Consider the following 24627-nt stretch of genomic DNA (forward strand, 5'->3'; position numbering starts at 1 on the left):
GGGCGCCTCGATGAATTGGGCCGGGGCCTTGCGGACCCCGGCCGGATACGATCAGAACTTCGTTTCGGCCTGGACGCCGATCGTGCGACGGCCTTCGCGGGTGAGCCAGTTCACGTAAGCCCCCGAGTCCGCGAACGGCAGGTGGATGACCGAGGCGTGGAAGCGTTGGTCGAGCAGGTTGCGCACGAAGGCGCCGACCCGCCAGTTGCCGTCCGGATGGCCGATCCCCATGCTCAGGCCGATCGTGCCGTAGCCGTCCTGATAGGCATAGGCATTGGCCACCGCGTACTGCACGCGGCTGCGGTAGTAGATATTGGCCGAGGTATCGAACTGGAGGCTGTCGTTGATCGGCAGCTTCACGTCCGCGCCCAGCGTGGCGCTGTACTTCGGCGCGCCCGACAGCGGCTCGCCCTTGGCCTGGACCAGGCTGGTGACGCCGTCGGCTGCCAGGAAGCAGGAATATCCGGCCTTCACGTCCTCGGGGCAGGCGGTCACGTAGTCGGTGAACTTGGTGTCCGAATACGTGAACCCGCCGCTGAACGAGAGCACCGGGGTGACGCGCCAGGACGCGTCGATCTCGAAGCCCTTGGCGGTGAAGCCACCGGCGTTCTCGGTAACGAATTCCACGCCGTTGAACACAGAGGTCTGGAGGTTCTTGTACTTGTCGTAGAACAGGTTGGCGTTGAAGGTCACGGCCTTGTCGAACAGCTGCGACTTGATGCCCACGGTAATGTCGCGGACGGTCTGCGGTTTCACGTTGGTGCGCGTGCCGGTCAGGCCGGTGAAGGTCACCGTCGGGCCGAGGTAACCACGCGCGATGGTGCCGAACAGCATGACATCGGGCGTGATCTTGAACTCGGCACCGCCACGGCCCGACCACGAACCCTTCTTGGTGCTGCCGGTCTGGAGCGAGGTGGGCGTGTAGGGCGTCACGAAGCCTGAACCGTCGGCGGCAGGCGTAGCCGGCGCGAAGTTGGGATCGATGATAGAGAAGTAGGACGCCTTCACCCAGTCGTACTGATAGCGCAGACCGCCGATCAGGCTGAACTGGTCGGACACGTGGAATTTGCCGTCGAAGAAGCCGGCCAGCGAATCCGAGCGCGTCTGGGTGTTGCCCTGCCCGCCGGAGATGTTGACGATGAAGCTCTGGAAAGGGTTGGCGGGACGAAGCTGGGCACGGTTGAAGTCGTTGTCGTCGCCCACCTTGCGCCGCGAGGCATAGACGCCCGAGGTGAATTCGAGTTGGCTGCCGCTCGGCGAACTGATGCGCAGTTCCTGCGAGAGGAACGACTGGTCCGTGCCGGTCTGCTGCGCGGTGAAGACGGGAACGCTCGAACCGTCGATCGAGAAGACCTGCGGGCCTTCGTCGAGGCGGCGATAGGCGGTGATCGAGGTCAGGTTGTAATCGCCGAGCGCGTAGTTGATCTCCATCGACCCGCCGAAGTTCTGCTCCGAGCTGTACCCGGCGTAGTCCTCCACCGACTTGGTGTTGTCGAAGCCTGCCGTCACGCCGAGCGCGGTGAGGTTACCGAAGCGCGCGGCCATGAGCGGATTGGCGAAGCTGGGCAGGCGATTAAGCGTCCAGAGCTGGCCGGGGCCCTTGCGGCTGATCTTCGAATAGTCGCCGATCAGGTAGATCGAGAAATCGTCCGTGGGCTCATAGAGGAACTTGGCGCGGCCGCCGTAGCTTTCCTCGCCGCCCCAGGTCTCGTCCCGGTAGACGTTCTTGAGGAAGCCGTCGTTGCGGCGGTAGAAGCCGAACACGGCAAGCGCCGAATTCTGGGAGACCGGCACGTTGGCGCTGGCATTGGCGTTGACTTCGTTCAGCTGGGCATAGCTCAGGAAGGCCTTGCCGAAGAAATGCGAGGGATCGGGCTTCTTGGTCGTGATGTTGATGACGCCGGACGAGGCGTTCTTGCCGAACTGGGTGCCTTGCGGCCCCTTCAGCACTTCGACGCGCTCCAGGTCGCCAAGGCTGTTGATCGGGTTGCCGAAGGGAATGACGACGTTGTCGACCACGGTGCCGACGTTCTGCTCGGACGAGCTGGAGAAGCCGCCGGCCGAGCCTACGCCGCGCAGGCGGAAGCCGGAATCGTTGGGCGAGGATCCGAACTGCACGCCGGAGAACTGGTACTGGATATCGGTCAGCTTCTGGAAACCGCTCTCGGTGAGCTGGGCGCCGGAGATGGCGGAGACCGCGATCGGCACGTCCTGAAGACGCTCGGCGCGGCGGGAGGCGGTGACGATGATGTCGGTGCCGGAAACCTGCGGGGCCTCGGCTGCCTGAGGCGCGGCGGCCTGAGGGGCCTCCTGGGCCTGGGCGGAAACGCTGACGGCGCCCAGGGCGATGCCGGAAAGCAGGCTGAACTTGCTGATGGTGTTCATATTGGTCTCTCCCCAAACTGATTGTTTATAGCCGGTTTTTATGGCCGATTTTATGGATGCGACCCGTCAGGTCTCGTTGATGACGGGGTTGGAAAGGGTGCCGATCACGCCCACGGACACTTCGACCGTGTCGCCGGCCTTGAGGTAGAGCGGAGGCTTGCGCTTGTCGCCGACGCCGCCCGGGGTGCCGGTGGCGATCACATCGCCGGGCTTGAGGTCGGTGAAAGTCGAGCAATAGGCGATGACCGTGGGGATATCCCAGATCATGTCGGACACCGGCTGGTCCTGCACCAGTTCGCCGTTCACGCGGGTCTGCACGCGCTGCGAGGCGAGGTCTTCCACGTCCGAAGCGGCCACCATCGAAGGGCCGAAGCCGCCGGTGCCGGGCCAGGTCTTGCCCGGCGTGAACTGGATGTTGTGCCGCTGCCAATCACGGATCGAGCCATCGTTGAACGGCGCGAAACCGGCAACGTGCTCCCATGCGTTCTCGGGCGCGATGCGGCGGCCGCCCTTGCCGATCACTACGGCCAGTTCGCCCTCGTAGTCGAAGCGTTCGCTTTCGGGCGGGCGGACCATGGGCTCGCCATCGGCGATCAGGCTGTCGGCCCAGCGGGTGAAGATCGCCGGGTGTTCCTTCTGCTCGCGGCCGGTTTCGGCCACGTGGCTGGCGTAGTTGAGGCCGACGCAGAGGATCTTTTCGGGGTTCGGCACGACCGGCAGCAGGGTCACGGCATCCGCGGCGAACGCGCCCGTCGCGGGCAGCGCGGCAAGGTCGCCTGCCAGCACGTCCTTCAACCATGCGTCCACGCCGGATGCGCCGAGATCGATCACCTTGTCCCCTTCGAGGCGGCCGAAGCTCTTGCTGCCATCGGGACGTTCGAAGCTGATGTAACGGTTCATGCGTAGTCTCCCCTGCCCCCCGCGATTTCAGCGGGAGCGGTCAAATGGTCAGAGCGGTGCGGCTTCCCAGTCGCGGCGGAAGCGGAAGCGTTCCTCGGCGCGGCGAAGGCCATCGAAATCCTTGTCGGACACGCCCCACTGGTCGATGCGACCCGCGGGCCAGGTCCAGTCGTCCGGCGCGCCGACCTTGTAGTCCTCCGGCACTTTCTCCACGGCGGTCGAGAATTCGATCACCGGGCCGAACGGGGCGATGAAGTAGGCGTAGACATTGGCGCCGGGGCCGTGGCGACCGGGGCCCCAGGCGGGCACCAGCGCATGATCGCGCAAGCGGCCGATACCGCGCATCACCGCGTCCATGTCCTCCATCTCGAAGGCGACATGGTTGAGCGAGGCGAAGCCGGCGCGGGCAAAGGCGGTGGAGTGGTGGCTGTCGTTGCAGCGCACGAAGACCATGCCCTTGGTGCGGTCCGACACGCGGAAGCCCAGCACGTCCTCTACGGCATCGCCGCAGGCTTCGGCATCGGCGGCGTTGAAGACGACGTGGGTGAGCTTTACCGGCAGATCGCGCCCGGCGATCGGTTCGACTTCGGCGGCATCGACGAGGAAGCGCAGGATCGTGCCTTCGGGCAGTTCCACCAGCACGCCCTGCCCGCCGCCGAGATCGTCGCTGGTGGTCGGGCTCGCCGTCCATCCGGCGGCAGCGACGCGGGCTTTCAGGGCTTCCAGTTCCTCGGCGGTGCAGACGAACGTGGTGGAGCGGACGAATTCGTCCTCCGACTTCTCGAAAGCCACGAGGTAGGGAAACGGGCCGGAGCCGCGCAGGTACTGCGTATCGCCTTCAGCTTCCGCAGCGGCCATGCCCCAGATTTCGGTCATGAACGCGGCGGCGGCGGCCGGGTCGGGCAGCGCCAGTTCGATGCTGCGCAGTTTCATGCTTCTGTCTCCTGAGAGAGCCCCGCCGCGCGGATGCCGGCGCGGGCGCAGTCGGCATCACACTCGCCGGTGTCACCGCTGACGCCGACGGCGCCGATCAAAATGCCGGCAGCATCGCGGATCACCACCCCACCCGGGGAGAACGCGATGCGGCCGCCGACGGCAGCGGTGACGCTTTGAAAGAACACCGGGTTGCCCTTGGCCCGCTCGGCCAGGACGGCGGTATCCGCATCCATGCCCACGGCGCCTTCGGCCTTGGCCTTGGCAATGTCGAAGCGATAGAGGCTCGCCCCGTCCTCGCGCGCGAAGGCAACCGGGTGGGCGCCCGCGTCGAGCACGATCACCGCGAGCTGCTTGGCACCCCGCGCGCGCGCTTCGGCAAGCGTGGCGGTGACGATGGTCTGGGCCTGAGCCAGCGTGAGAGTCATGCGGCAAGCTCCTGATGGCTGAAAAGCTGGGCCGCGCGGGCGGCAAGCAGGTCTTCGGCGCTGTGGCTGGCGGTTCCGAAGACGTAGTGGTCGGGGCGGATCAGCACGGCATCGACGCCGTGGTCATCCAGCCATGCGGTCACCGCGCCATTGTCCGGCAGGGTGCTGGCGGCGACGCGGGTCACGCCCTCGGCTTGTCCCGGCACCGCATCGTCGCGAACGAACAGACGCCAGTCGCCGCCGGTCAGGTCGTCGAGCTTGCGGCCATCGGTGAGCACCGGCTGCACGAAGCGCGCACCCGCGCCGGTCGTGCCGGGCAGCACTACGCCCTCGGCAATCGCCGGGATCAGGTCATGCGCGGTCTCGCCGGACTTCTGCCGCGCTTCCTCGCGGATGCGGGCATCGCGCGCGGCGGCCGTGGCGGGATCGAGTTCGCAGATGTAGCGCCCGGCGGCAACGGCAGCGCCGATCACCGCGCGGACATGCGGGTCGCGCTCGGGCTGGTAGCTGTCGAGTAGGGAAGCGTCGGCGCCATTGTTAGCCACGGCGTCCATCTTCCACGCCAGATTGGCGACATCGCGCAGGCCATGGCACATGCCCTGCCCAAAGAACGGCGGCGTCTGGTGCGCGGCATCGCCGGCGAGGAACACGTTGCCGACCTGCCACTGATGCGCGACGAGGCCGTGGAAGCGATAGGTCGCGGCGCGCACGATCTTGTGCGGCACATCGGCCATCCACGCGCCGACCAATTCGGCCACCTTCTCCGGCGCCGACATTGCGACATCGTCTTCACCGGGAAGCAGCATGAACTCCCACCGGCGGTGATCGCGGCGGCCGGGAACCACGGTGGCGGGGCGCGAGGGATCGCACATCATCACCGAGAGGCGCTGGAGGTCGGCCCCCTCGGGCACGCCGGAGAGCGGCGGGAACGCGACCGGCCCCTCGACCTCGGCGTCGACGACGAGCCAGGGCTCCTCGAAATCGAGATCGTCCAGTCCGACGCCCAGCGCCTTGCGGACCGAACTGCGGGCGCCGTCGCAGGCAATCACCCAGCGGGCCTGCGCGCTGCGCGTTTCGCCATCTTCGCTATAGTCGACGGTAACGCCGCTCTCGCCCTGCGTCAGACCGAGGAACGTCGCGCCGAGCACGAGTTCGACGTTGTCCCTGCCTGCAAAGCCTTCGCGCAAGTGGGCTTCGAGTTCGGGCTGGTAGAAGAAGTAGTCGTTGGCCCAACCAAACGGGCGCGGCTTGCCCACGGTACCCATGTAGCGGATCACCCCATGGTCGGCGCCGACATGCAGGTGGCCGTCGGTGGCGATCATGTCGCCTTCCACCCGATCGATCACCCCGGCCGACTGGAACAGGCGCATCATCTCATGATCGAGATGCACCGCGCGCGGCAGCGGATAGTGTTCCAGTTCCCGTTCGAGAACCAGCACGTTGAGCCCTTTCAGGCCGAGAAGGTTCGCAGCCAGCGCGCCCACAGGGCCGCAGCCTACGACAACCACGTCGTACGACATCTTGTAAGCCCTTAATAAACCTGGTCTTCAGCTCGGTTCGATCTCGGCAGGCGCCTTATGGAGCACGCCGCCCTTCATGATCATCTTCAGCCGGTCCTTGTCCTGCAGGATCGCGACGTCCGCCGTGGGATCGCCGTCGACCAGCAGCAGGTCGGCCAGCCAGCCTTCCTTCACCAGCCCGACTTCAAGGCCCATCAACTCGCCGCCATACTGGGTGGCGGAGCGCAGCGCCTCGGCAGGCGTGAAGCCGTAATGCTGGACGAAGTGCTCCAGATCGCGGGCGTTGCGGCCATGCGGATTGAACGGGAAGCCATAGTCCCCGCCGGTCAGGATGCGCACGCCGCGTGCCTTCAGTGCGGGCACCAGCTTGCCTTCCAGGCCCATGCGGACGTTGGCGCTGGCCTTCATGTGCGTCATGTCGACATGCGGCGGCGGATTGGCCTCGATCGCGGCGATGGAGACGCCGGGACCGGGTGCGTAGAAGAACTTGTCCTTGTCCGCCGCCATGCGATCGACGGTGGCGTCATCCGCGAAGGAGCAGTGGTAGAGCACGCGCGCACCGGCATCGAGCGCGAGGCCGATGGCCTCGGGGGAATAGGTATGCGCGGCGATCCACAGGCCGGCCTCGCGCGCGGCCTCTCCAGCGGCTTCCAGTTCCTCGCGGGTGTAGAGCACATCCATCGCCGAGTTCGGCTTGAGCGCATCCTCGCCGGAAACGACCAGCTTGACCGACTTGACGCCCTCGTCCTTGCAGTAGGCCACGAAATTGCGCATCGCCTCGGGCCCGCGCCCGTTGAACACGTCGCCGGTATCGACACCTTCGTCGCCTTCCGGGCTGCGTTCGAGGGTGGAGGGCACCATGCGCGGCCCGGGCGTCTCACCGGCGGCGATGGCCTGCGCCAGTTCCGGCTCGATCATATCGCCCAGCGCGCCGGCCGAGTAGATCGAGGTGAAGCCATGATCCAGCAGCACCCGCGCATTGCGCCAGGCAGCGACTTTCAGCTCGTCGGCCGGGAGGATGAACTGGTGATAGATCTTCTCGACCGACGACCCCCAGGTGAGGTGCGTGTGGGAGTCGACCAGGCCGGGCATCAGCGTCATGCCGTGGCCATCGATCACGGTGTCGGCCGCTTCCCCCGCCAGCGCGTCTGCGCCAAGGGCCACGCGCTGGATGCGCTCGCCCTCGATCAGCACCGCACCGGCCTGCGGCGCGGAGCCGGTGCCGTCGAAAATGGAAACCTGGCGGATCAGGGTCCGCATCGCTCTCTCTCCCGCGCTTTGTCGTTCGGCCGGTTGCCGGCTTGAGAGAGGTTTTGCCCCCTATTGGCCCTCAAGTAAAATAATGAGTTTTCTATTTGCCATAGATGCAAACTATGGAACGACGGGCAAGGCCTTCAGCATGGCTTCCGCCAAAGGAGAGAGCCTCCGCCGGGCGAGGCGCAGCACGCCGACGCTGCGTTCGAACACGGCTTCCTTGATGGCGATGGCCCGGATCGATCCGTCGGATGCGCCGTCGAGCGCCACCGTGCGCGGAAGCACCGTGACGCGGTCCGTCTCGCGCACGATGGCGCGGGTGGTGAGCAGCGAATCGCAGCGGATCGTGGTGCGCGGCACCGAGACGCCGGCGGCGATGAACAGCGCGTCGACCTGCCGGCGAAAGGCGCCGCGCGCCTCGGGCAGGACCCAGGGATAATGCTCGACATCGCGCAGGGACACGCTGTCACCCAGGTCCGCATGGCGCGGGCCGACGATGAGCGCGAACGGATCGCGGGCAGAGGTCACTTCCTCGACATCGGAAGGCACGTTCTGGATGCGGGTGGTGACGAAGGCCAGTTCGATCTCACCCTTGCGCAGCATGTCCAGCAATTGCTCATCGGGCCGCTCCACCGCGCTCAGCGCAAAGTCTCCCACGGCCTGCTCGACGCGCAGGATCGCGCCAGGCAGCAGCGTGAGCAGCGCGCCGGGCGTGCCGCCGATCCGCAGCGGCCCCGCTATGCGATGGCGCGCATGCTCGACATCGCTCACCGCGTCGGACAGCAGCCGCGCCATGGCCTCTGCCGGGCGGCGCAGCACTTCCCCCTCGCGGGTAAGCACGATGCCGCCGCGCCGCCGCTCGAACAGGACGACGCCGAGCCGCCGCTCCAGCAAAGCGATGGTGTTGGAGACGGATGGCTGCGAAAGGTTGAGCATCCGCGCGGCGGCACTGATCGAGCCGGTCTCGCAGACGATGCGAAAGGTCATCAGGGCGCGGGGATCGATGGCCGGCATGCGCGCCAGCGGCAGGGAGGAAGCGGGTTCGTCCGTCATTCAGTGTTCCTCTCGTCGGCCCTGCTGGACCTTGCGGCGGCTTCGACTTCGCCGCTCTCCTGGCCGCCCTCCCGCCGAACGGATTGCTGCTGCTGTCGAGAAACGGAACCTGAAAGGGGCCGGGACGGCGAGCCCGGTCCCGCGACGCGATCGCCGCGTCCTAGATCTGCCGCTTCTCCAGCTTGCGCGCGAGCGTGCGGCGATGGAGGCCGAGGCGGCGGGCGGCCTCGGAGATGTTGAATTCGCATTCGACGAGGGTGCGGTGGATATATTCCCACTCCAGCGTCTTGATCGAACTGCGCCGGCCGTCGACCGGCACACTGGCATCGCCCTCGCCGCTGGTGAAGGCGGCCTCGATGTCGTCGGTGTTCGAAGGCTTGGCCAGATAGTGCGAGGCGCCGAGCTTGATCGCCTCCACCGCGGTCGCGATCGAGGCATAGCCTGTCAGCACGACGATGCGGGTTCCCGGCGAGCGGGCGTGGAGAGACTGCACCACGGCCAGCCCCGAGGATGCCCCGAGCTTGAGATCGACCACGGCATAGTCGAAGACTTCGTCCACGCTCAGTGTCTCGGCCTCGTCCGGGCTGCCCGCCGAACTGACGCGGTAGCCGCGCCGCTCGAAGGAACGGCGCAAGGTGCGCGCGAAAGTGGGATCGTCCTCGACGATCAGCAAGCTGGCACCGCCGGGCTCGTTCGCAACTGTTTCCGTCATCATGCCCCGGCTGTATCCTCGCCCTTCCTGGGCTCGTAGGCCAGTGTAGCAAGGGGAATCGCAAGTTGCACCCTTGCCCCGCCATCGGCGAGATTGTCGACCGCAACCTTGCCGCCGAGCTTGCGGATCACGTTGACGACCAGGAACAGCCCCAGCCCCCCGCCGTCACGCCCCTTGGTCGAGGCATAGGGCTGGCCGACCCGCGGCAGCATGTCGGGCGCGAAGCCGGGTCCACGATCGCTGACGGTCAGGACCAGCCCGCCATGGTCCACCCGCGCCTCGATCACGACGAGGCCGGGCGAGACTTCCACCGCATTGTCGATCACATTGCCGATCACCTGCCGCAGGCCGGGATCGGACACGATCGAGCGGTCTTCCTCGATGCGGTCGATGAAGCGCAGTTCGCCGGGCATGCGGGCGCGCCATTCCTCCACGATCTCGCCCAGGAAGCCGCGCAGGGTCGTGACGGCCGGGTCGATGCCGCGGATCTCGCCGGCCGACATCAGGATGCCGCTGACGATGTTCTTGCAGCGCGCCAATTCGCGGCGGACGTCGGCGAGGTCGGCCGCCATGTCGGGATCGTCGGCAATGCCCGGCTGGCGCGCCCAGTCGCCCAGGATCACCGAGATCGACGACAGCGGCGTGCCCAGTTCATGCGCCGCGCCCGATGCGAGCAGCCCCATGCGGATGATATGGTCTTCCTCCACCGCCTGCTGGCGCAGCGCGGCGATCTTGGCGTCGCTCTCGCGCCGTGTGAAGTCCAGCCGCGCCACGAAGACGATCAGCAGCACCGCCGCCAGCACAAAACAGAACAGGCTGCCGTAGATGTAGAGTTCGAAGGGATGCTGGGCGTAGCGCTCGGGCAATTGCAGCGGCACGTAGAAATAGGTCAGCAGCAGCATGCAGAGGCAGGCGTTGATCGCGACCAGCGAACTCCAGCGCAAGTCGAGGATCACCGCGGCGATCACGATCTGAAGCAGGAACAGGAAAGTGAAGGGATTGGTCGCGCCGCCGCTGTGGTAAAGCTGCCAGCAGAGCGCGATCACGTCCACCATCAGCGCCGAGAACAGCTCGCCTTGCGTGAAGTCCCGCCGCCGCAGCACCACGCTGGCGGAGGCAAGGTTGACCACGATCAGCAGCAGCGGCGCCAGCAGCAGCGGCGCCAGTTCCAGCTTGACCCCCAGCCCTTGCGACACGATCACGATCGTCGCCAGCTGCCCGAAGACCGCCGTCCAGCGAAGCTGGGTGAGCAGCACGACATTGGCGCGGCTGGCCGATCCTCCGGGCAGTCCGTGCGGGGCGAACAGCTCTATCAGGCGGTCCATCGCCCGCGCCGCCAGACGAAGATCAGCGCCATGACCGACATGGCCGCCATGGCGAACCACGTCAGCGCATAGCTCAGGTGGCTGTCGGGGAAGTGGACCTGGGTGAGACCGGGTACCGGGCGCAGGCCCTCCACCGGGGCGGCCTGCTCGACTTGCGCGTCGATGAAGGCCGGTGCGACCGCGCCGATCTCGCGCACCAGCGCCAGCGCCTTCACATCGCGCGAATACCAGCGGTCGGCGGCGGGCTGGTTGGACTGGAGCACGCTGCCGCCCGGCTCGGTGGGGCGAAGCAGGCCGGTCACTTCGACGGGGCCCGGCGGGGTCGTGGCCGCAGCCGCCTCTCGCCGGGTACCGGCGGGCACGAAGCCGCGGTTGATCCAGACCTGCCGACCCTCGGCGGTCCTGATCGGCGTCATGGTCCAGTAGCCGGTGCCGAGTTCGGTGGCCGCCCGCACGAGCGAGGTTGCCCCCGCCTCGTAGCTGCCGGAAATCCTCACCCGCAGGTAATCGAGATCGCGCGTGCCCTCGCCGGCCGCGCCGCCGCCGTTCAAGCGCGCATCGTCAGGAACCGCGACCGGGGCCGCATGGACGCGGGCCTCGACACGGGCGATCAGCGCGTGTTTCCAGTGCATGCGCTGCACCTGCCACACGCCGAGCGCCGCGAACATCGCGAAGGCCAGCAACAGAAACGCGGCGAGCCCCCAGGGCCGCCGCGCTTCCGCTTGATCCGTTACTGTCCGCATTGCTTCGGTCAGGTTGGTATCGTTCATTTCGCCTCGATCACGACGAGAGTCAGGGCAACTGGCCCATGTCGTGGGCGGTCATCGGCATCATGTTGTGGTTCAGGTGGTACATCACCCAAAGCGAGCCGGAAAGCGTGATCACGAGAATGACGATCGTGAAGATCAGCGCCATGACCGTCCAGCCGTTCTCGGCCTTCGTGTTCATGTGCAGGAAGTAGATCATGTGGACCACGATCTGCACCGCGGCGAAAGCCATGATGACCAGGGCCGTGGTCGACTTGTCCGCGATCGCGCCGGTCATCACCAGCCAGAACGGAATGGCGGTGAGGATGACCGAGAGGATGAAGCCGATCACATAGTCGCGGAGCGAACCGTGGCTGCCGTGATCGTCGTCGAGATGGTGGTTGGGGTGAACGTGGTCGCTCATCACAGCATTCCCATGAGATAGACAAAGGTGAAGACGCCGATCCAGATCACGTCGAGGAAGTGCCAGAACAGCGAAAGGCACATCAGGCGGCGCTTGTTGGCCGGGATCAGGCCCTTCTTGCCGATCTGGACGACCAGCGTGAACAGCCAGACCAGGCCGAACGTGACGTGAAGGCCGTGCGTGCCCACCAGCGAGAAGAACGCGGTGAGGAAGCCCGAGCGCATCGGCGTCGCGCCCTCATGGATGAGGTTGGCGAATTCGTAGAGTTCGATCGCGAGGAACGAGGCGCCGAACACGGCGGTCACGAGCAGCCAGAGCTGCGTCGCGCCCTTCTTGTCCTTTTCCATGGCGAGCATGGCGAAGCCGTAGGTGATCGAGGAGAACAGCAGCATCGCCGTGTTCACCGCCACCAGCGGCAGTTCGAACAGGTCCTTCGGTCCCGGCCCTGCCGCGAAGCTGCCGCCGAGCACACCGTAGGCGGCGAACAGCATCGCGAAGATGAGGCAGTCGCTCATCAGGTACATCCAGAAGCCCAGCATGGTGCTGCCGCCTTCGGGATGGTCGTGCTCGTTCAGGTCGTAGAAGGCGGCCTGAAGTTGCGGCTGGGACAGTTCCGTCTTGATTGCAGTCGCAGTCATCGATCAGGCTCCTGCGGCTGCAAGCTGGCGCGTACGCGCGGCCTCGGTCGCTTCGACCGTCTCGACCGGGATGTGGTAATCGCGCTTGTAGTTGAAGGTATGGAAGATCGCGTAGCCGATCACGCCCAGGAACGACACGGCTGCGAGCCACCAGATGTACCAGATCATCGCGAAGCCGAGGACGGTCGACAGGCCGGCCAGGATCAGGCCCGTTCCGGTGCCCTTGGGCATGTGGATCGGACGGTAGCCGGTGGTCGGACGCTCCACGCCGCAGCGCTTCATGTCTTCCCAGGCGTCGATGTCGTGGACGATCGGCGTGAAGGCGAAGTTGTACTCCGGCGGCGGCGACGAGGTCGACCACTCCAGGGTACGGCCGTTCCACGGATCGCCCGTTTCGTCCTTCAGTTCCTCACGCTTCCAGATCGACACGGCGAACTGGACGAGCATGGCACCGATGCCGCCTGCAATCATCAGGGCGCCGAAGGCGGCGATGATGAAGAAGATCTGGATCGACGGATCGTCGAACACGCGCATGCGGCGGGTCACGCCCATCAGGCCGAGGATGTAGAGCGGCATGAAGGCGAACCAGAAGCCCGGGACCCAGAGCCAGAAGCTGACCTTGCCCCAGAATTCGTTCAGGCGGAAACCGAAGGCCTTGGGCCACCAGAAGTTGATCGCCGCGAAGATGCCGAACAGCACGCCGCCGATGATGACGTTGTGGAAGTGGGCGATCAGGAACAGCGAGTTATGGAGCACGAAGTCGGCAGGCGGCACCGCGAGGAGCACGCCGGTCATGCCGCCGATGGTGAAGGTGAGCATGAAGGCCACCGTCCACATCATGGGCAGGTCGAACCGGATGCGGCCACGGTACATCGTGAACAGCCAGTTGAAGAGCTTCGCGCCGGTCGGGATCGAGATCACCATCGTGGTGATGCCGAAGAACGAGTTGACGCTCGCGCCCGAACCCATCGTGAAGAAGTGGTGCAGCCAGACGAGGTACGAGAGGATGGTGATGACCAGCGTCGCGTAGACCATCGAGGAGTAGCCGAACAGGCGCTTGCCGCTGAAGGTGGCGGTGACTTCCGAGAAGACGCCGAACAGGGGCAGGATGAGGATGTAGACTTCCGGGTGACCCCAGATCCAGATCAGGTTCACGTACATCATCGGCGAGCCGCCGAAGTCGTTGGTGAAGAAGTTGAAGCCCAGGTAGCGGTCGACGGTGAGCATGGTCATCACGGCCGTCAGCACCGGGAAGGCGGCGACGATCAGGATGTTGGTGCAGAGCGCGGTCCAGGTGAAGATCGGCATGCGCATCATGGTCATGCCCGGCGCGCGCATCTTGACGATGGTGGCGATCAGGTTGACGCCCGAGAGCAAGGTGCCGACACCGGCGATCTGCAAGGCCCATATATAGTAGTCTACGCCGACCCACGGGCTGTAGGCCAGGTTGGACAGCGGCGGATAGGCCAGCCAGCCGGTCTGCGCGAACTCACCGATGAACAGCGAGGCCATGACCAGCACGGCGCCTGCCGTCGTCATCCAGAAGCTGAAGTTGTTCAGGAACGGGAAGCTGACGTCTCGCGCGCCGATCTGCAGCGGCACGATGTAGTTCATCAGGCCGGTGACGAAAGGCATCGCCACGAAGAAGATCATGATCACGCCGTGGGCGGTGAAGATCTGGTCGTAGTGATGGGCGTTGAGGTAGCCCTCGTTGCCGTTGAAGGCGATCGACTGCTGGATACGCATCATGACCGCGTCGGCGAAGCCGCGCAGGAACATGATGAGACCCAGAATCATGTACATGATCCCGATCTTCTTGTGGTCCACGCTGGTGAACCACTCCTTCCAGAGATAGCCCCAGAGCTTGAAGTAGGTCAGCGCCGCCACCAGCGCCGCGCCGCCAAGGGCGACGACGACGAACGTGGCGAGCACGATCGGTTCCTGTGGCATGGCGTCCCACCACAGGCGGCCCAATAGCGGGCTCCAGTGCGAATGGTCTACAACTTCCATTGTTCTATCAGTTCCGGGAAATCTGAGAGGAGTGCGCGGCTTCGTTGGCGGCCACAGGCTCGCCCTTCGGTGCGGAGAGCGCCTGCTCGTCCTTGCCGAAGAGCGGCAGCGACTGCGGGGCCGCCATGCCGGCACCGGTCAGCGAACGCAGGTTGGCGGGCGCCTTGACCGTCTTGTCGGGCGCGGAGCCCGGCATCTGGCGGCAGAGCGCGCGAACCCAGGCCAGCTCGCGCTGGATGGCCGCGTTCGGGTTGGCATTGGCCGTGGCTGCAGCTTCGCGGCCGTGCTTGTCGTAAGCGAGCATCTCGACGTTGCGGATGCCGGCCTTGCCGAGGCCGCCGCGCGCGTCGAGCGCCATCATTTCGCTCATGCACATCTTGCCGGGCTCGACGCACATGTCGACGATCGCGTCGTAGAGGTTGGGCACGACGGTGGCGTAGCGCGTGGCCGGGACCTTCTCGCTCGGCTTTTCAAGCTCGAGATAGGCGGCGCGGTCAAGGTTGCCGCCGGTCTCGCCGTTCGTGGCAGGCGTGCCGGCCTTCACGTCGGCCGTCCACTTGGCGAAGTCCGCCTCGGTAACGGCATGCGTGGCGAAGCGCATGTTGGAGAAGCCGGCGCCAGAGTAGTTGGCCGAGAAGCCGACGGTTTCGATCGGCTTGTTGACCACGGCGTGCAGGCGCGTTTCCATGCCCGGCATCGCGTAGATCTGGCCGGCCATGGCGGGCACGTAGAAGGAGTTCATCACGCTCGAAGAGGTGATCTTGAACTGGAGCGGACGGCCGGTCGGCACGACCAGCTCGTTGACGGTGGCCACGCCCTGCTCGGGATAGATGAACAGCCACTTCCAGTCGAGCGCGACGACTTCGACTTCCAGCGGCTTGGCATTGGCGGCGACCGGGGTGGTGGCGTCGATGCGGCCGATGGTGCGGTAGGGATCGAGAAGGTGGGTGGTCACCCAGGTCAGCGCACCCAGGCAGATGATGATCAGCAGCGGGGCCGTCCAGATCAGCAGTTCGAGCTGGGTCGAGTGATCCCAGTCCGGCTGATAGACGGCCTCCTTGTTCGACGCGCGATAACGCCACGCGAACAGGACCGTCGCAGCCATGACCGGGACGATGATCAGCAGCATCAGCAGCGTGGAGATGACGACGAGGTCACCCTGCTGACGCGCGACATCGCCGGCCGGGTTCAGCACGACGGTGTTACAAGCGGAAAGCGCGCCAGTCAGGGACAAGGCGGCAAGGACTTTGGCGAGCGCGGTCAGCTGCCGCGGCTTCGGTCTGGACTCGGGTGGGCGCATGGGTGGAGCGCCTAGGCTCATGCCGCGAGTGCGAACATAGGACATTTTGTCCAATCCCCTTGACGGCCATCAATGACGATAGGGCCTCACCATGTAGCCGGGCGTTTCGCGCGCCCGCCTTGATTCGTCCGCATCCGGCAGGCTTTATCCAGGGCCGGCCGCGCGCGGACCCGAAACGAAGGCCGCAGAATCGAAATGACCAGCATCCCCCAGCCCCGCGAAGCCCTGGGCCTGCCGACGTTCAAGGAGCATCACCAGCCGTCGCCCGGTGAAATCGCCATCGGCGTGATCATCGGCCGAACGTCGGAGTTCTTTGACTTCTTCGTTTACGCCATCGCCTCGGTGCTGGTGTTCCCGAAGCTGTTCTTCCCCTTCGTCGACGCGCTGACCGGCACGCTCTATTCCTTCGCGGTCTTCGCGCTGGCCTTCGTGGCCCGCCCGTTCGGCTCGCTGATCTTCATGGCGGTCGACCGCGCCTATGGCCGCGGCACCAAGCTGACGATCGCACTGTTCATGCTCGGCGGCTCCACCGCGGCGATCGCGTTCCTGCCTTCGTATGAATCGGCCGGAAACACCGCGATCGTCCTGCTCTGCCTGTTCCGTCTGGGCCAGGGCTTCGCCCTTGGCGGCACCTGGGACGGCCTGGCCTCGCTGCTCGCGCTGAACGCGCCCGAGCACAAGCGCGGCTGGTATGCGATGATCCCGCAGCTCGGCGCGCCGTTCGGCCTGATCGTGGCCTCCACGCTCTTCGCCTTCATGATCGCCGCCCTCCCCGCCGCCGACTTCCTCGACTGGGGCTGGCGCTATCCCTTCTTCGTGGCTTTCGCGATCAACGTCGTCGCGCTCTTCGCGCGCCTTCGCATCGTCGTCACCGAAGAGTTCGAGAACCTGTTCGCCAGCCGCGACCTTCAGCCGGTCAGCGTCGGCGCCACGCTCCGCAACGAGTGGAAGACCATCGTTCTGGGCGCTTTCGCCCCGCTCGCCAGCTTCGCGCTGTTCCACATGGTCACCGTGTTCCCGCTCTCGTGGGTGTTCCTCTTCACGCCTGATTCGCCGATCAGCTTCCTGCTGATCGAAGCGCTCGCGGCCGCCTTCGGCGTCGTCGCGGTGATCGCTTCGGGGCGCATTGCCGACCGCTTCGGACGCCGTAACCTGCTGGGCAGCTGCGCCGTCGCCATCGCGGTGTTCTCGGGCTTCGCGCCGCAGCTCCTCGATGCCGGTCCGGCAGGCGAAATCGCCTTCATGATCATCGGCTTCATCCTGCTCGGCCTCGCTTTCGGCCAGTCCTCGGGCGTCGTCGCCTCGGCCTTCGCCAGCGAGCATCGCTACACCGGCTCGGCGCTCACGAGCGATCTGGCCTGGCTGTTCGGCGCCGGCTTCGCCCCGCTGGCAGCGCTGCTGCTGTCCAGCCACTGGGGCCTGATCGCCTCGGGCGGCTACCTGCTCTCCGGCGCGATCGCCACGCTGGCGGCGCTATGGCTGAACAAGGAACTGGCCAGCCGTAACTGATCGGCTGCCCATGGCGGGCCGCTGTCGGCGGCCAGCCATCCTATCGATCGGCATGGGGGCGCTTCGGCGCCCCCTTTTCGTTGCGGCGGACAATCTCCCAAGCCCGACCAGACCCCGCCGCAAGAGCGAATCGGGCGATTTCAGCGGCTTCGCGAGAATTTGGGCGAGTGTTCAAATAACGCCATGCCGTAGTTTGTCAGAAATGAAGCCATTTCATTTGACAAAAAGGGCCTCGCGCAAGCACCCATTCTCCCAATCAAGAGCAAAGAAATCGGAGGGAGAGTCAATGCGTGCGTTCAAGCAGCTGATGCTGTGTTCGGCGGGCCTGTCGGGTATGTGCGGCCTGGGGTGGGTTGCCCCTGCCCTGGCCCAGGAAGCGCCCGATGCGGTGTCGGCCAACGAAGCCAACGTCATCATCGTCCAGGCCCGTCGCCGCGACGAAGACGTGCAGGACGTTCCCGCCGTGATCGACACCGTCACCGCCGACGAGATCGGCAAGCTCAACTTGCGTGACTTCAAGGAAGTTTCGACGCTGGCGCCGGGTCTCCAGCTCGACACCAATGCCAACGGCATCGGCGGCAACGCCAAGATGCGCGGCGTCAACTTCGACGTGAACGCCAGCGGCAACAACCCCACCGTCGAATTCTACATGAACGACGCGCCGATCACTGCCGGCATCGTGCTGCAGCAGATGTACGACATCGGCCAGATCGAAGTGCAGCGCGGCCCCCAGGGCACGCTGCGCGGCCGCGCCTCGCCCTCGGGTTCGATCACCGTCACCACCAAGAAGCCCGACCTCTATTCGCTGGGCGGTTTCGTGGACATGACGGCCAACGACATCGGCACGCAGAACATCAAGGCCGGCCTTAACATCCCCGTGATCGAGGGCATCGCCGCGATCCGCGCCGCCGGCGTCTGGGATGAGAACGAGCTGGACCGCGTCCGCTCGATCTACACCAACCGCGATCCCTGGTCGCGCACCAAGAGCGGCCGTATTTCCGGCCTCGTCACGCCTACCGACTGGCTCCGCTTCGAAGGCATGTACCAGCGCCTCGACCGCGACCAGCGCAGCTACGACCAAATCGCCTCCTTCTCAGAGGTCAATCCGGACGCCGCGCCCAGCCCGGTCTACATCTCGTCGAAGGACCGCCTCTCGAACTACGAGAGCCCGCGCCTCGTCAACCAGGCCTTCGATGTCTACAACTGGCGCGCGGAAGCCAGCGGCTGGGGCCAGCGCCTGATCTATCAGGGTCAGTACTATACCCAGAAGATCCACTCGACGGAGAACTTCGACAAGGGCAACGCCTTTGCCGGCAATGTCGACCAGATCACCGATACCCGTTCCACCTCGGAATCGCATGAAGTCCGACTGCAGAACGAAGCGCGCCTGTTCGGCATGGTCGACTACGTGGCCGGCTTCTTCGACAGCCACAACAAGCCGCATACGGACCTGACCAACCCGACGATCGTGGCCCTGCCCGCGGCCTTCGGCGGCGGCATTGCGCAAGTCGTGCAGACGCCGATCACCAGCCAGGGCAAGACTCACGAACAGTCGATCTTCGGCAACCTCACCGTGCATATCGGCGATGCTACCGAAATCTCGGGCGGCGCGCGTCATATCGATTACAAGGACGAGAGCCAGCTGATCGTCAACGGCGCCACGATCTCCAACAATGCGCAGAAGGCGAAGAAGTGGATCTACAGCGGGTCGATCAAGCACAACTTCACGCCTGACCTGATGATCTACGCCGCCACCGGCAGCTCCTGGCGGCCCGGCATCAATGTCGTGGGCGATTTCAACATCACCCCTTCGCCGCTGGAAAACTCGTTCCTTCACCTGCCGGCCGAAACCTCGGAATCCTATGAAATCGGCCTGAAGTCCACGCTCATGGACGGCCGCCTGCGCTTCAACCTCACCGGCTACCACCAGAAGTTCAAGAACTACCCCTACCGCGTACCGGGTTCGGGCGTGTTCTACGTCAACACCGTCGCCCTGCGCGATCCCACCACGGGTGCGGTCACCGGGCTGGCCCAGCAGGTCAACAACTTCAACTTCGTCGGCGCCGTGCCGGTTGAGGTCAACGGTGTCGAAGGCGACGTCTCGTTCGACATCACGCAGGGCTGGACCTTGAACGCCTCGGCCAGCTACTCGCTGGGCAAGATCAAGGGCGGCAGCGTGCCGTGCAACGATCTGGACGGCGATGGCGTGCCCGATGCAACCACCAGCGCGCCCTCGCTGGCGGACCTTCAGGCCGCTGTCGGCGCCAACAACATCGCCGCCTGCAACGTCTCGCAGCGGGCCTCGTTCATGGCGCCCTTCTCGGCCACCGTGCAGAGCGAATATTCGTTCCCGGCCTTCGGCGGTAACGATGCCTACCTTCGCGGCCTCCTGACCTACACCGGCAAGTCGCAGGGCGACCCCGGCAACGCCTGGGACGACGTGAGCGACTATGCCCTGCTGAACCTCTTCGCGGGCCTGCGCTCGGGCGACGGGGCATGGGAAATCGGTCTCTACGCCAAGAACGTCTTCGACACGACGAAGACGCTCACCCGCACCAACCCGCTGTTCACGGCCTATCAGCAGCTTGGCTTCGCGGGCCAGTTCAACCCCGCCACCGGTCGCCCGGTCTTCACCGGACCGACGGGCGCCACGGCCACGAGCACTTATACCGGCGTGACCACCACGGCCCCGCGCGAATTCGGCATCAACGTGCGCTACGCCTTCGGCTCGCGCTGACCGCAACGGCCGATACGAAAAGGGGGCGGCAAGGCATCACCTTGCCGCCCCCTTTCGTTTGGGCCGCGAAGCCCGTCAGGTTTCCTGCCAGCTGCCACCCAGCGCCCGGAACAAGTCCACTTGCGCGAAGGCCACGGCGCGGGTCGCCGCTGCATAGTCGGCTTCGGACTGGGCCAGCGTGCGCTGGGCGTCTAGCACGTCGAGCGCATCGATCTGGCCCCTGGTCTCGCGCGCCAGGCTGACGTTCGCCGCCCGCTCCGCCGCATCGCGGGCCGAGGCGAGGCGCGCCTTGCGCAGCAGAGCGTTGCGATAGGCCGAAAGCGCCGTCTCGGTCTCCTCCAGCGCGCGCAGCACGGTGCCGTCGAAGCTGGCAAGATCGGCCTTGGCATCGGCCTTGGCCCCGCCGATCCGCGAACGGATCGCTTCCTGGTTGGGGAAAGCCCAGGAAATCATCGGCCCGAGCAGCCAGCGCAGCGGTCCGCCGCCGAAGATGTCGGTCGCGCCCACTGCCGTGGTGCCGATCGATCCGCCCAGCGTGATCTTGGGATAGAGATCAGCCGTGGCCACGCCCACGCGGGCGGTGTCCGCCGCAAGACGGCGCTCGGCCGCCTTCACGTCGGGACGGCGCGCCAGCAGGGTGGCGCCGTCACCCACGGGAATCGGGCTGCTCACGTCCGGCGTGGTGGTGCGGGTCCGCGCCGCCTCGGGCAGGTCCTGCGGGGTGCGCCCGGTCAGGGTCGCGAGGCGGAACAGCGCCGCATCGCGGGCGGCCTGGAGGCTCGGGATCATCGCCGCCTGCTGCTCGCGAAGCTGGGTAACGCGGATCACATCGAGCTTCTCGTTGAGGCCGCGCTCGAAGCGGGCATTGGTGATGCGCGCCGAACGGTCGAGCAGGTCCACCGTGCGCTGCGCGACGCCAAGCTGGTCGGCGGCGCTGGTGGCATCGACATAGGCGCGCACGGTATCGGCGACGACCGTCACCCGCACCGCATCGGCATCTTCCTGCGCGGCACCGAGATCGCCGCGCGAGGCCTCGACCCCGCGCGAAACGCGCCCGAACAGGTCGAGTTCGTAGCTGACCGCAAGCTGGCCATCCACGCGGCGCCCTTCCCGATCGAAACCGGGAAGAGCCTGCGCTTCGGAAACGCGGCCATATGTCCCGCTGGCGCTGACGTCGGTCTGCGGCAGGCGGTCGGAGCGGGCGCCGCGCAGGCTGGCACGGGCCTTCTCGATCCGCGCCACGGCCACCCGCACATCGGTATTGGCGGCCAGGGCATCGGTCACCAGGCCGTCTAGCACCGGGTCGTTGTAGAGCCGCCACCAGGTATCGTCCGGCGCGGCGGCCGTGACTTCGGCGGTCTGGACGCCCACGAAGGGCGCCGCTGCCTGGGCCGGCGGCGTCGGCGCGACGTAGTCGGGTCCGACGGCGCAGGCCGAGAGGGTGGTCGCGGCGAGAAGTCCCGCGACCAGGGATTTGATATTCAGGGACATCTTGCGTCCTTTCATTCCGCCGGCACGACCGCGTGGCTGGCGTGATGACCCGCTGCAGGCTTGCGCCGCAGGGAGGCCGCCAGCTTGCGGCAGACGACATAGAAGGTAGGCGTGAACAACAGGCCGAAGGCGGTGACGCCGGTCATTCCGAAGAACACCGCCGTGCCCAGCGCCTGGCGAAGCTCAGCGCCCGCACCCTTGGCGATCACCAGCGGCACCGTGCCGAGGATGAAGGCCAGCGAGGTCATCAGGATCGGGCGCAGGCGGGTGCGGGCCGCGTAGACGGCTGCCTCCACCGGCGAATAGCCCCGTTCCTCTTCGGCCTGCTTGGCGAACTCGACCACGAGGATCGCGTTCTTGGCGGCAAGGGCAACCAGCACGACGAGACCGATCTGGGTGAGGATATTGTTGTCCATCCCCCTGAGGTTCACGCCGAGCATCGCCGCAAAGAGGCACATCGGCACGATCAGGATGATCGCCAGCGGCAGGGTCAGGCTTTCGTACTGGGCGGCGAGCACCAGGAAGACGAAGAGCACGGCCATGCCGAACACCACGCCGGCAGTATTGCCTGCGGTGGCCTGCTGATAGGCGATACCCGTCCACTCGGTGCCGTAGCCCGAAGGCAGGGTTTCGCCTGCGATCTTCTCCATCGTCGCCAGCGACTGGCCCGAGGAGTAGCCCTTGCCGTAGCTGCCGTCGATTTCCACCGCCGGGTGCAGGTTGTAGCGCACCACGCGGTAGGGGCCGGTCTGGTCCTTGAAGGTCGCGACCGAGCCGACCGGCACCATCGCACCCGAGTCAGAGCGGGTCTGGAGGTTGGCGATGTCCGCCGTCGATCCGCGATGCTCGGCATCGGCCTGCGCGGTGACGCGATAAGTGCGTCCCAACAGGTTGAAGTCGTTGATGTAGGCCGAACCGAGATAGACCTGCATCGCCTCGAAGACCTTGGCGGGAGAGACGCCCAGCATGTCCGCCTTGCGGCGGTCGACGTCGGCGAAGACGCGCGGGGTGTTCATGGTGAACAAGGTATAGACCTGGCTCAGTTCCGGGGCCTGGTTGGCCTTGGCGATCAGCGCGCCGGCAGCCTTCTGAAGCTCGGCCAGACCGCGCCCTTCCTTGTCCTCCACGACCATGCGGTAGCCGCCCGGGGGGACGATGCCGTTGATGGTCGGCGGCGGGATCAGCAGGACCTGCGCCTTGTCGTAGCCCTGCATCGCGGCCTGGGCCTGGGCCATGATCCCTTCATAGGTCACGCCGAGAGCTTTCCGCTCCTCGAAGCTCTTGAAGGGGAAGTAGATGGCGGCGGCGTCCGGCGCGGCGGTCTGCGAAGGACCGTGGAAGCCGGCGAACATCACCGCGCCGCGCAGGCCCTTCACCGGCAGGATGCGCTTGGCGACTTCCTGCGTCACTTCGTCCGTGCGGTTGAGCGAGGAGCCCGGCGGCAGGAAGATCGCGGCGAGGAAGTAGCCCTGGTCCTGGTTCGGGATGAAGCCTGCAGGCGTCGCCCAGAACAGGCCCACGGTGGCAGCGATGAGCGCGGCATAGCCCGCCATCATCTTCACCGGGCGCTTCACCAGGGTGAGCGTGAGGCGGGCATAGCCCTCGCTCATGCGTTCGAAGCCGTGGTTGAACTTGTCCGCGGCGCCTTGCAGCGTCCGCTTCCAGCGCGGCGCACCCTCTGGCAGGGCATGGCGTTCCTTCAGCAGCATCGCCGCCAGCGCCGGAGACAGCGTGAGCGAGAGCACCAGCGAGATCACCGTGGCGGTGGTGATGGTGACGGCGAACTGCTTGTAGAACTGGCCCGACATGCCGGTGATGAACAGCGTCGGCACGAAGACCGCGCAGAGCACCAGGACGATGGCGATCAGGGCGCCGGTCACTTCGTCCATCGAGCGGCGGGCGGCCTCCAGCGGAGACATGCCCTCCTCGATGTAGCGTTCCACGTTCTCGACCACGACGATCGCGTCGTCGACGACGATGCCGATGGCGAGCACCAGCCCGAACAGCGAGAGGTTGTTGAGCGAGTATCCGACCGCCGCGAGCATGATCGCGGTGCCGACCAGCGAGACCGGGATCGCGATGATCGGAATGACGGCGGCGCGCCAGTTCTGGAGGAAGACAAGGATGACGAGGACGACGAGGATCACCGCCTCGAACAGGGTATGGTACACCGCGTCGATCGACTGGCCGATGAACTCGGTGGGGTTGTAGATGACGGAGTATTCGAGGCCCTTGGGGAAGTGCGTGGCCACGTCGTCCATCTCGGCGCGCACGGCCTTGGCGGCATCGAGCGCGTTCGAACCCGGGCGTTGCAGCACGGCGATGACGACCGTGGGCTTGCCGGAAAGGTAGGTGTTGGTTGTGTAGTCCTGCGCGCCCAGTTCCACGCGCGCCACGTCACGCACGCGGACCTGGCGGCCCTCGGCATCGGTGCGCACGACGATGTCGCCGAACTGCTCGGGCGTGGTCAGGCGGCCCTGCATCTCGACGCCGACCTGATAGGCGTTGTCGCGATCATACGGCGGCGCGCCGATCGCACCGGAGGAGACCTGCACGTTCTGGGCCTTGAGCGCGGCGACGATCTCGCCCGCGGTCAGGTTCATGGCGGCGGCCTTGGTGGGATCGATCCAGATGCGCATGCCGTAGTCGCGCGAGCCGAACAGCTGCACGTCACCCACGCCGTTCAGGCGCGAAAGGCGGTCCTTGACCTGCGTGAGGGCATAGTTCGACAGATAGTCGCGGTTGAACGTGCCGTCGGGCGACTGCAGGTTCACGACCATCAGGAATTCGGGCGAAGTCTTGCGCGTCACCACGCCCATCGCACGCACCGCGTCGGGAAGGCGCGGTTCGGCAATGGCGACGCGGTTCTGCACGAGAACCTGCGCGGCATCGAGGTCGGTGCCGATCTTGAAGGTGACGGTGATGGTCACCTTGCCGTCGCCGGTCGACTGCGAGGACATGTAGAGCATGTCGTCGACGCCGTTGATTTCCTGCTCGATCGGAGCGGCCACGGTGTCGGCGACGGTTTCGGCGGAAGCGCCGGGATATTGGGCGGTCACCGTCACCGTCGGGGGGACGATGTCGGGATATTGGCTGACCGGCAGGCCGAAGAACGCAAGCGCACCCACCACGGTGAGGATCACCGCGATGACGCCTGCGAAGATCGGCCGGTCGATGAAGAACCGGGAAAATCGCATGGGAATATGCCCCTGTCACGGGGAGCGGTCACTCAGGTCGAGGACCGCTCCCCCGATGGGTGAAT

18 protein-coding genes are annotated in these 24627 nt (G+C 66.0%); 2 read left to right on the forward strand and 16 right to left on the reverse strand.

Going from position 1 to position 24627, the window contains the following annotated elements; genetic code table 11:
• Positions 1-51: 51 nt before the first annotated feature.
• The 14 genes from EDF57_RS17250 to cyoA form a co-directional block, all read right to left on the reverse strand.
• Entirely contained in the window at positions 52-2385 is a 2334-nt protein-coding gene (locus EDF57_RS17250; protein ID WP_134095153.1) for a TonB-dependent receptor, read from the reverse strand.
• Positions 2386-2451: 66 nt separating this feature from the next.
• Entirely contained in the window at positions 2452-3285 is an 834-nt protein-coding gene (locus EDF57_RS17255) for a fumarylacetoacetate hydrolase family protein (protein WP_134095154.1), read from the reverse strand.
• A gap of 48 nt (positions 3286-3333) precedes the next feature.
• Positions 3334-4218, reverse strand: a complete 885-nt coding sequence (locus EDF57_RS17260; RefSeq protein ID WP_134095155.1) for a VOC family protein — start codon at positions 4216-4218, stop codon at positions 3334-3336.
• Positions 4215-4646, reverse strand: a complete 432-nt coding sequence (locus EDF57_RS17265; RefSeq protein WP_134095156.1) for a heme-binding protein — start codon at positions 4644-4646, stop codon at positions 4215-4217. The genes EDF57_RS17260 and EDF57_RS17265 overlap by 4 nt, the downstream gene beginning before the upstream one ends.
• Positions 4643-6166: a bifunctional 3-(3-hydroxy-phenyl)propionate/3-hydroxycinnamic acid hydroxylase gene (locus EDF57_RS17270; RefSeq protein WP_134095157.1), complete on the reverse strand. Its 1524-nt coding sequence runs from the start codon at positions 6164-6166 to the stop codon at positions 4643-4645. The genes EDF57_RS17265 and EDF57_RS17270 overlap by 4 nt, the downstream gene beginning before the upstream one ends.
• 27 nt (positions 6167-6193) lie before the next feature.
• Entirely contained in the window at positions 6194-7426 is a 1233-nt protein-coding gene (locus EDF57_RS17275) for an amidohydrolase family protein (RefSeq protein ID WP_134095158.1), read from the reverse strand.
• A 111-nt stretch (positions 7427-7537) separates the two neighbouring features.
• A complete protein-coding gene (locus EDF57_RS17280; protein WP_243841118.1) occupies positions 7538-8473 on the reverse strand; it encodes a LysR family transcriptional regulator in 936 nt (311 codons plus the stop codon).
• Between the two features lie 160 nt (positions 8474-8633).
• Complete coding sequence (locus tag EDF57_RS17285; RefSeq protein ID WP_132263983.1) at positions 8634-9185, reverse strand: response regulator transcription factor; 552 nt, start codon at positions 9183-9185, stop codon at positions 8634-8636.
• On the reverse strand, positions 9185-10510 hold the full coding sequence (locus tag EDF57_RS17290) for an ATP-binding protein (RefSeq protein ID WP_132261660.1): 1326 nt from the start codon (positions 10508-10510) through the stop codon (positions 9185-9187). Before EDF57_RS17290 ends, EDF57_RS17285 begins: the two co-directional genes overlap by 1 nt.
• On the reverse strand, positions 10498-11280 hold the full coding sequence (locus EDF57_RS17295; RefSeq protein WP_243841119.1) for an SURF1 family protein: 783 nt from the start codon (positions 11278-11280) through the stop codon (positions 10498-10500). Before EDF57_RS17295 ends, EDF57_RS17290 begins: the two co-directional genes overlap by 13 nt.
• Before the next feature lie 22 nt (positions 11281-11302).
• Positions 11303-11680, reverse strand: a complete 378-nt coding sequence (gene cyoD, locus EDF57_RS17300) for a cytochrome o ubiquinol oxidase subunit IV (protein ID WP_208324890.1) — start codon at positions 11678-11680, stop codon at positions 11303-11305.
• Entirely contained in the window at positions 11680-12318 is a 639-nt protein-coding gene (cyoC, locus tag EDF57_RS17305) for a cytochrome o ubiquinol oxidase subunit III (RefSeq protein WP_132261656.1), read from the reverse strand. The genes cyoD and cyoC overlap by 1 nt, the downstream gene beginning before the upstream one ends.
• A gap of 3 nt (positions 12319-12321) precedes the next feature.
• Positions 12322-14328 (reverse strand): cytochrome o ubiquinol oxidase subunit I, encoded by a 2007-nt coding sequence (gene cyoB, locus EDF57_RS17310; RefSeq protein WP_132261655.1) that lies wholly within the window; start codon positions 14326-14328, stop codon positions 12322-12324.
• Between the two features lie 7 nt (positions 14329-14335).
• Positions 14336-15628, reverse strand: coding sequence for a ubiquinol oxidase subunit II (cyoA, locus tag EDF57_RS17315; RefSeq protein ID WP_134095160.1), 1293 nt, complete (start codon positions 15626-15628; stop codon positions 14336-14338).
• Between the two features lie 195 nt (positions 15629-15823).
• Between cyoA and EDF57_RS17320 the strand changes: the two genes are divergently transcribed.
• Both EDF57_RS17320 and EDF57_RS17325 read left to right on the forward strand, forming a co-directional pair.
• Complete coding sequence (locus EDF57_RS17320) at positions 15824-17137, forward strand: MFS transporter (protein ID WP_132261652.1); 1314 nt, start codon at positions 15824-15826, stop codon at positions 17135-17137.
• A 286-nt stretch (positions 17138-17423) separates the two neighbouring features.
• Positions 17424-19874 (forward strand): TonB-dependent receptor plug domain-containing protein, encoded by a 2451-nt coding sequence (locus EDF57_RS17325; RefSeq protein ID WP_134095161.1) that lies wholly within the window; start codon positions 17424-17426, stop codon positions 19872-19874.
• A gap of 75 nt (positions 19875-19949) precedes the next feature.
• Here the strand turns inward: EDF57_RS17325 and EDF57_RS17330 are convergent, their stop codons facing one another.
• On the reverse strand, positions 19950-21365 hold the full coding sequence (locus EDF57_RS17330; RefSeq protein WP_166675301.1) for a TolC family protein: 1416 nt from the start codon (positions 21363-21365) through the stop codon (positions 19950-19952).
• A gap of 11 nt (positions 21366-21376) precedes the next feature.
• Positions 21377-24562, reverse strand: coding sequence for a multidrug efflux RND transporter permease subunit (locus EDF57_RS17335; RefSeq protein WP_134095163.1), 3186 nt, complete (start codon positions 24560-24562; stop codon positions 21377-21379).
• Between the last annotated feature and the right edge of the window lie 65 nt (positions 24563-24627).

It is taken from the genome of Novosphingobium sp. PhB55 (assembly GCF_004368805.1).
Taxonomy (GTDB): domain Bacteria; phylum Pseudomonadota; class Alphaproteobacteria; order Sphingomonadales; family Sphingomonadaceae; genus Novosphingobium.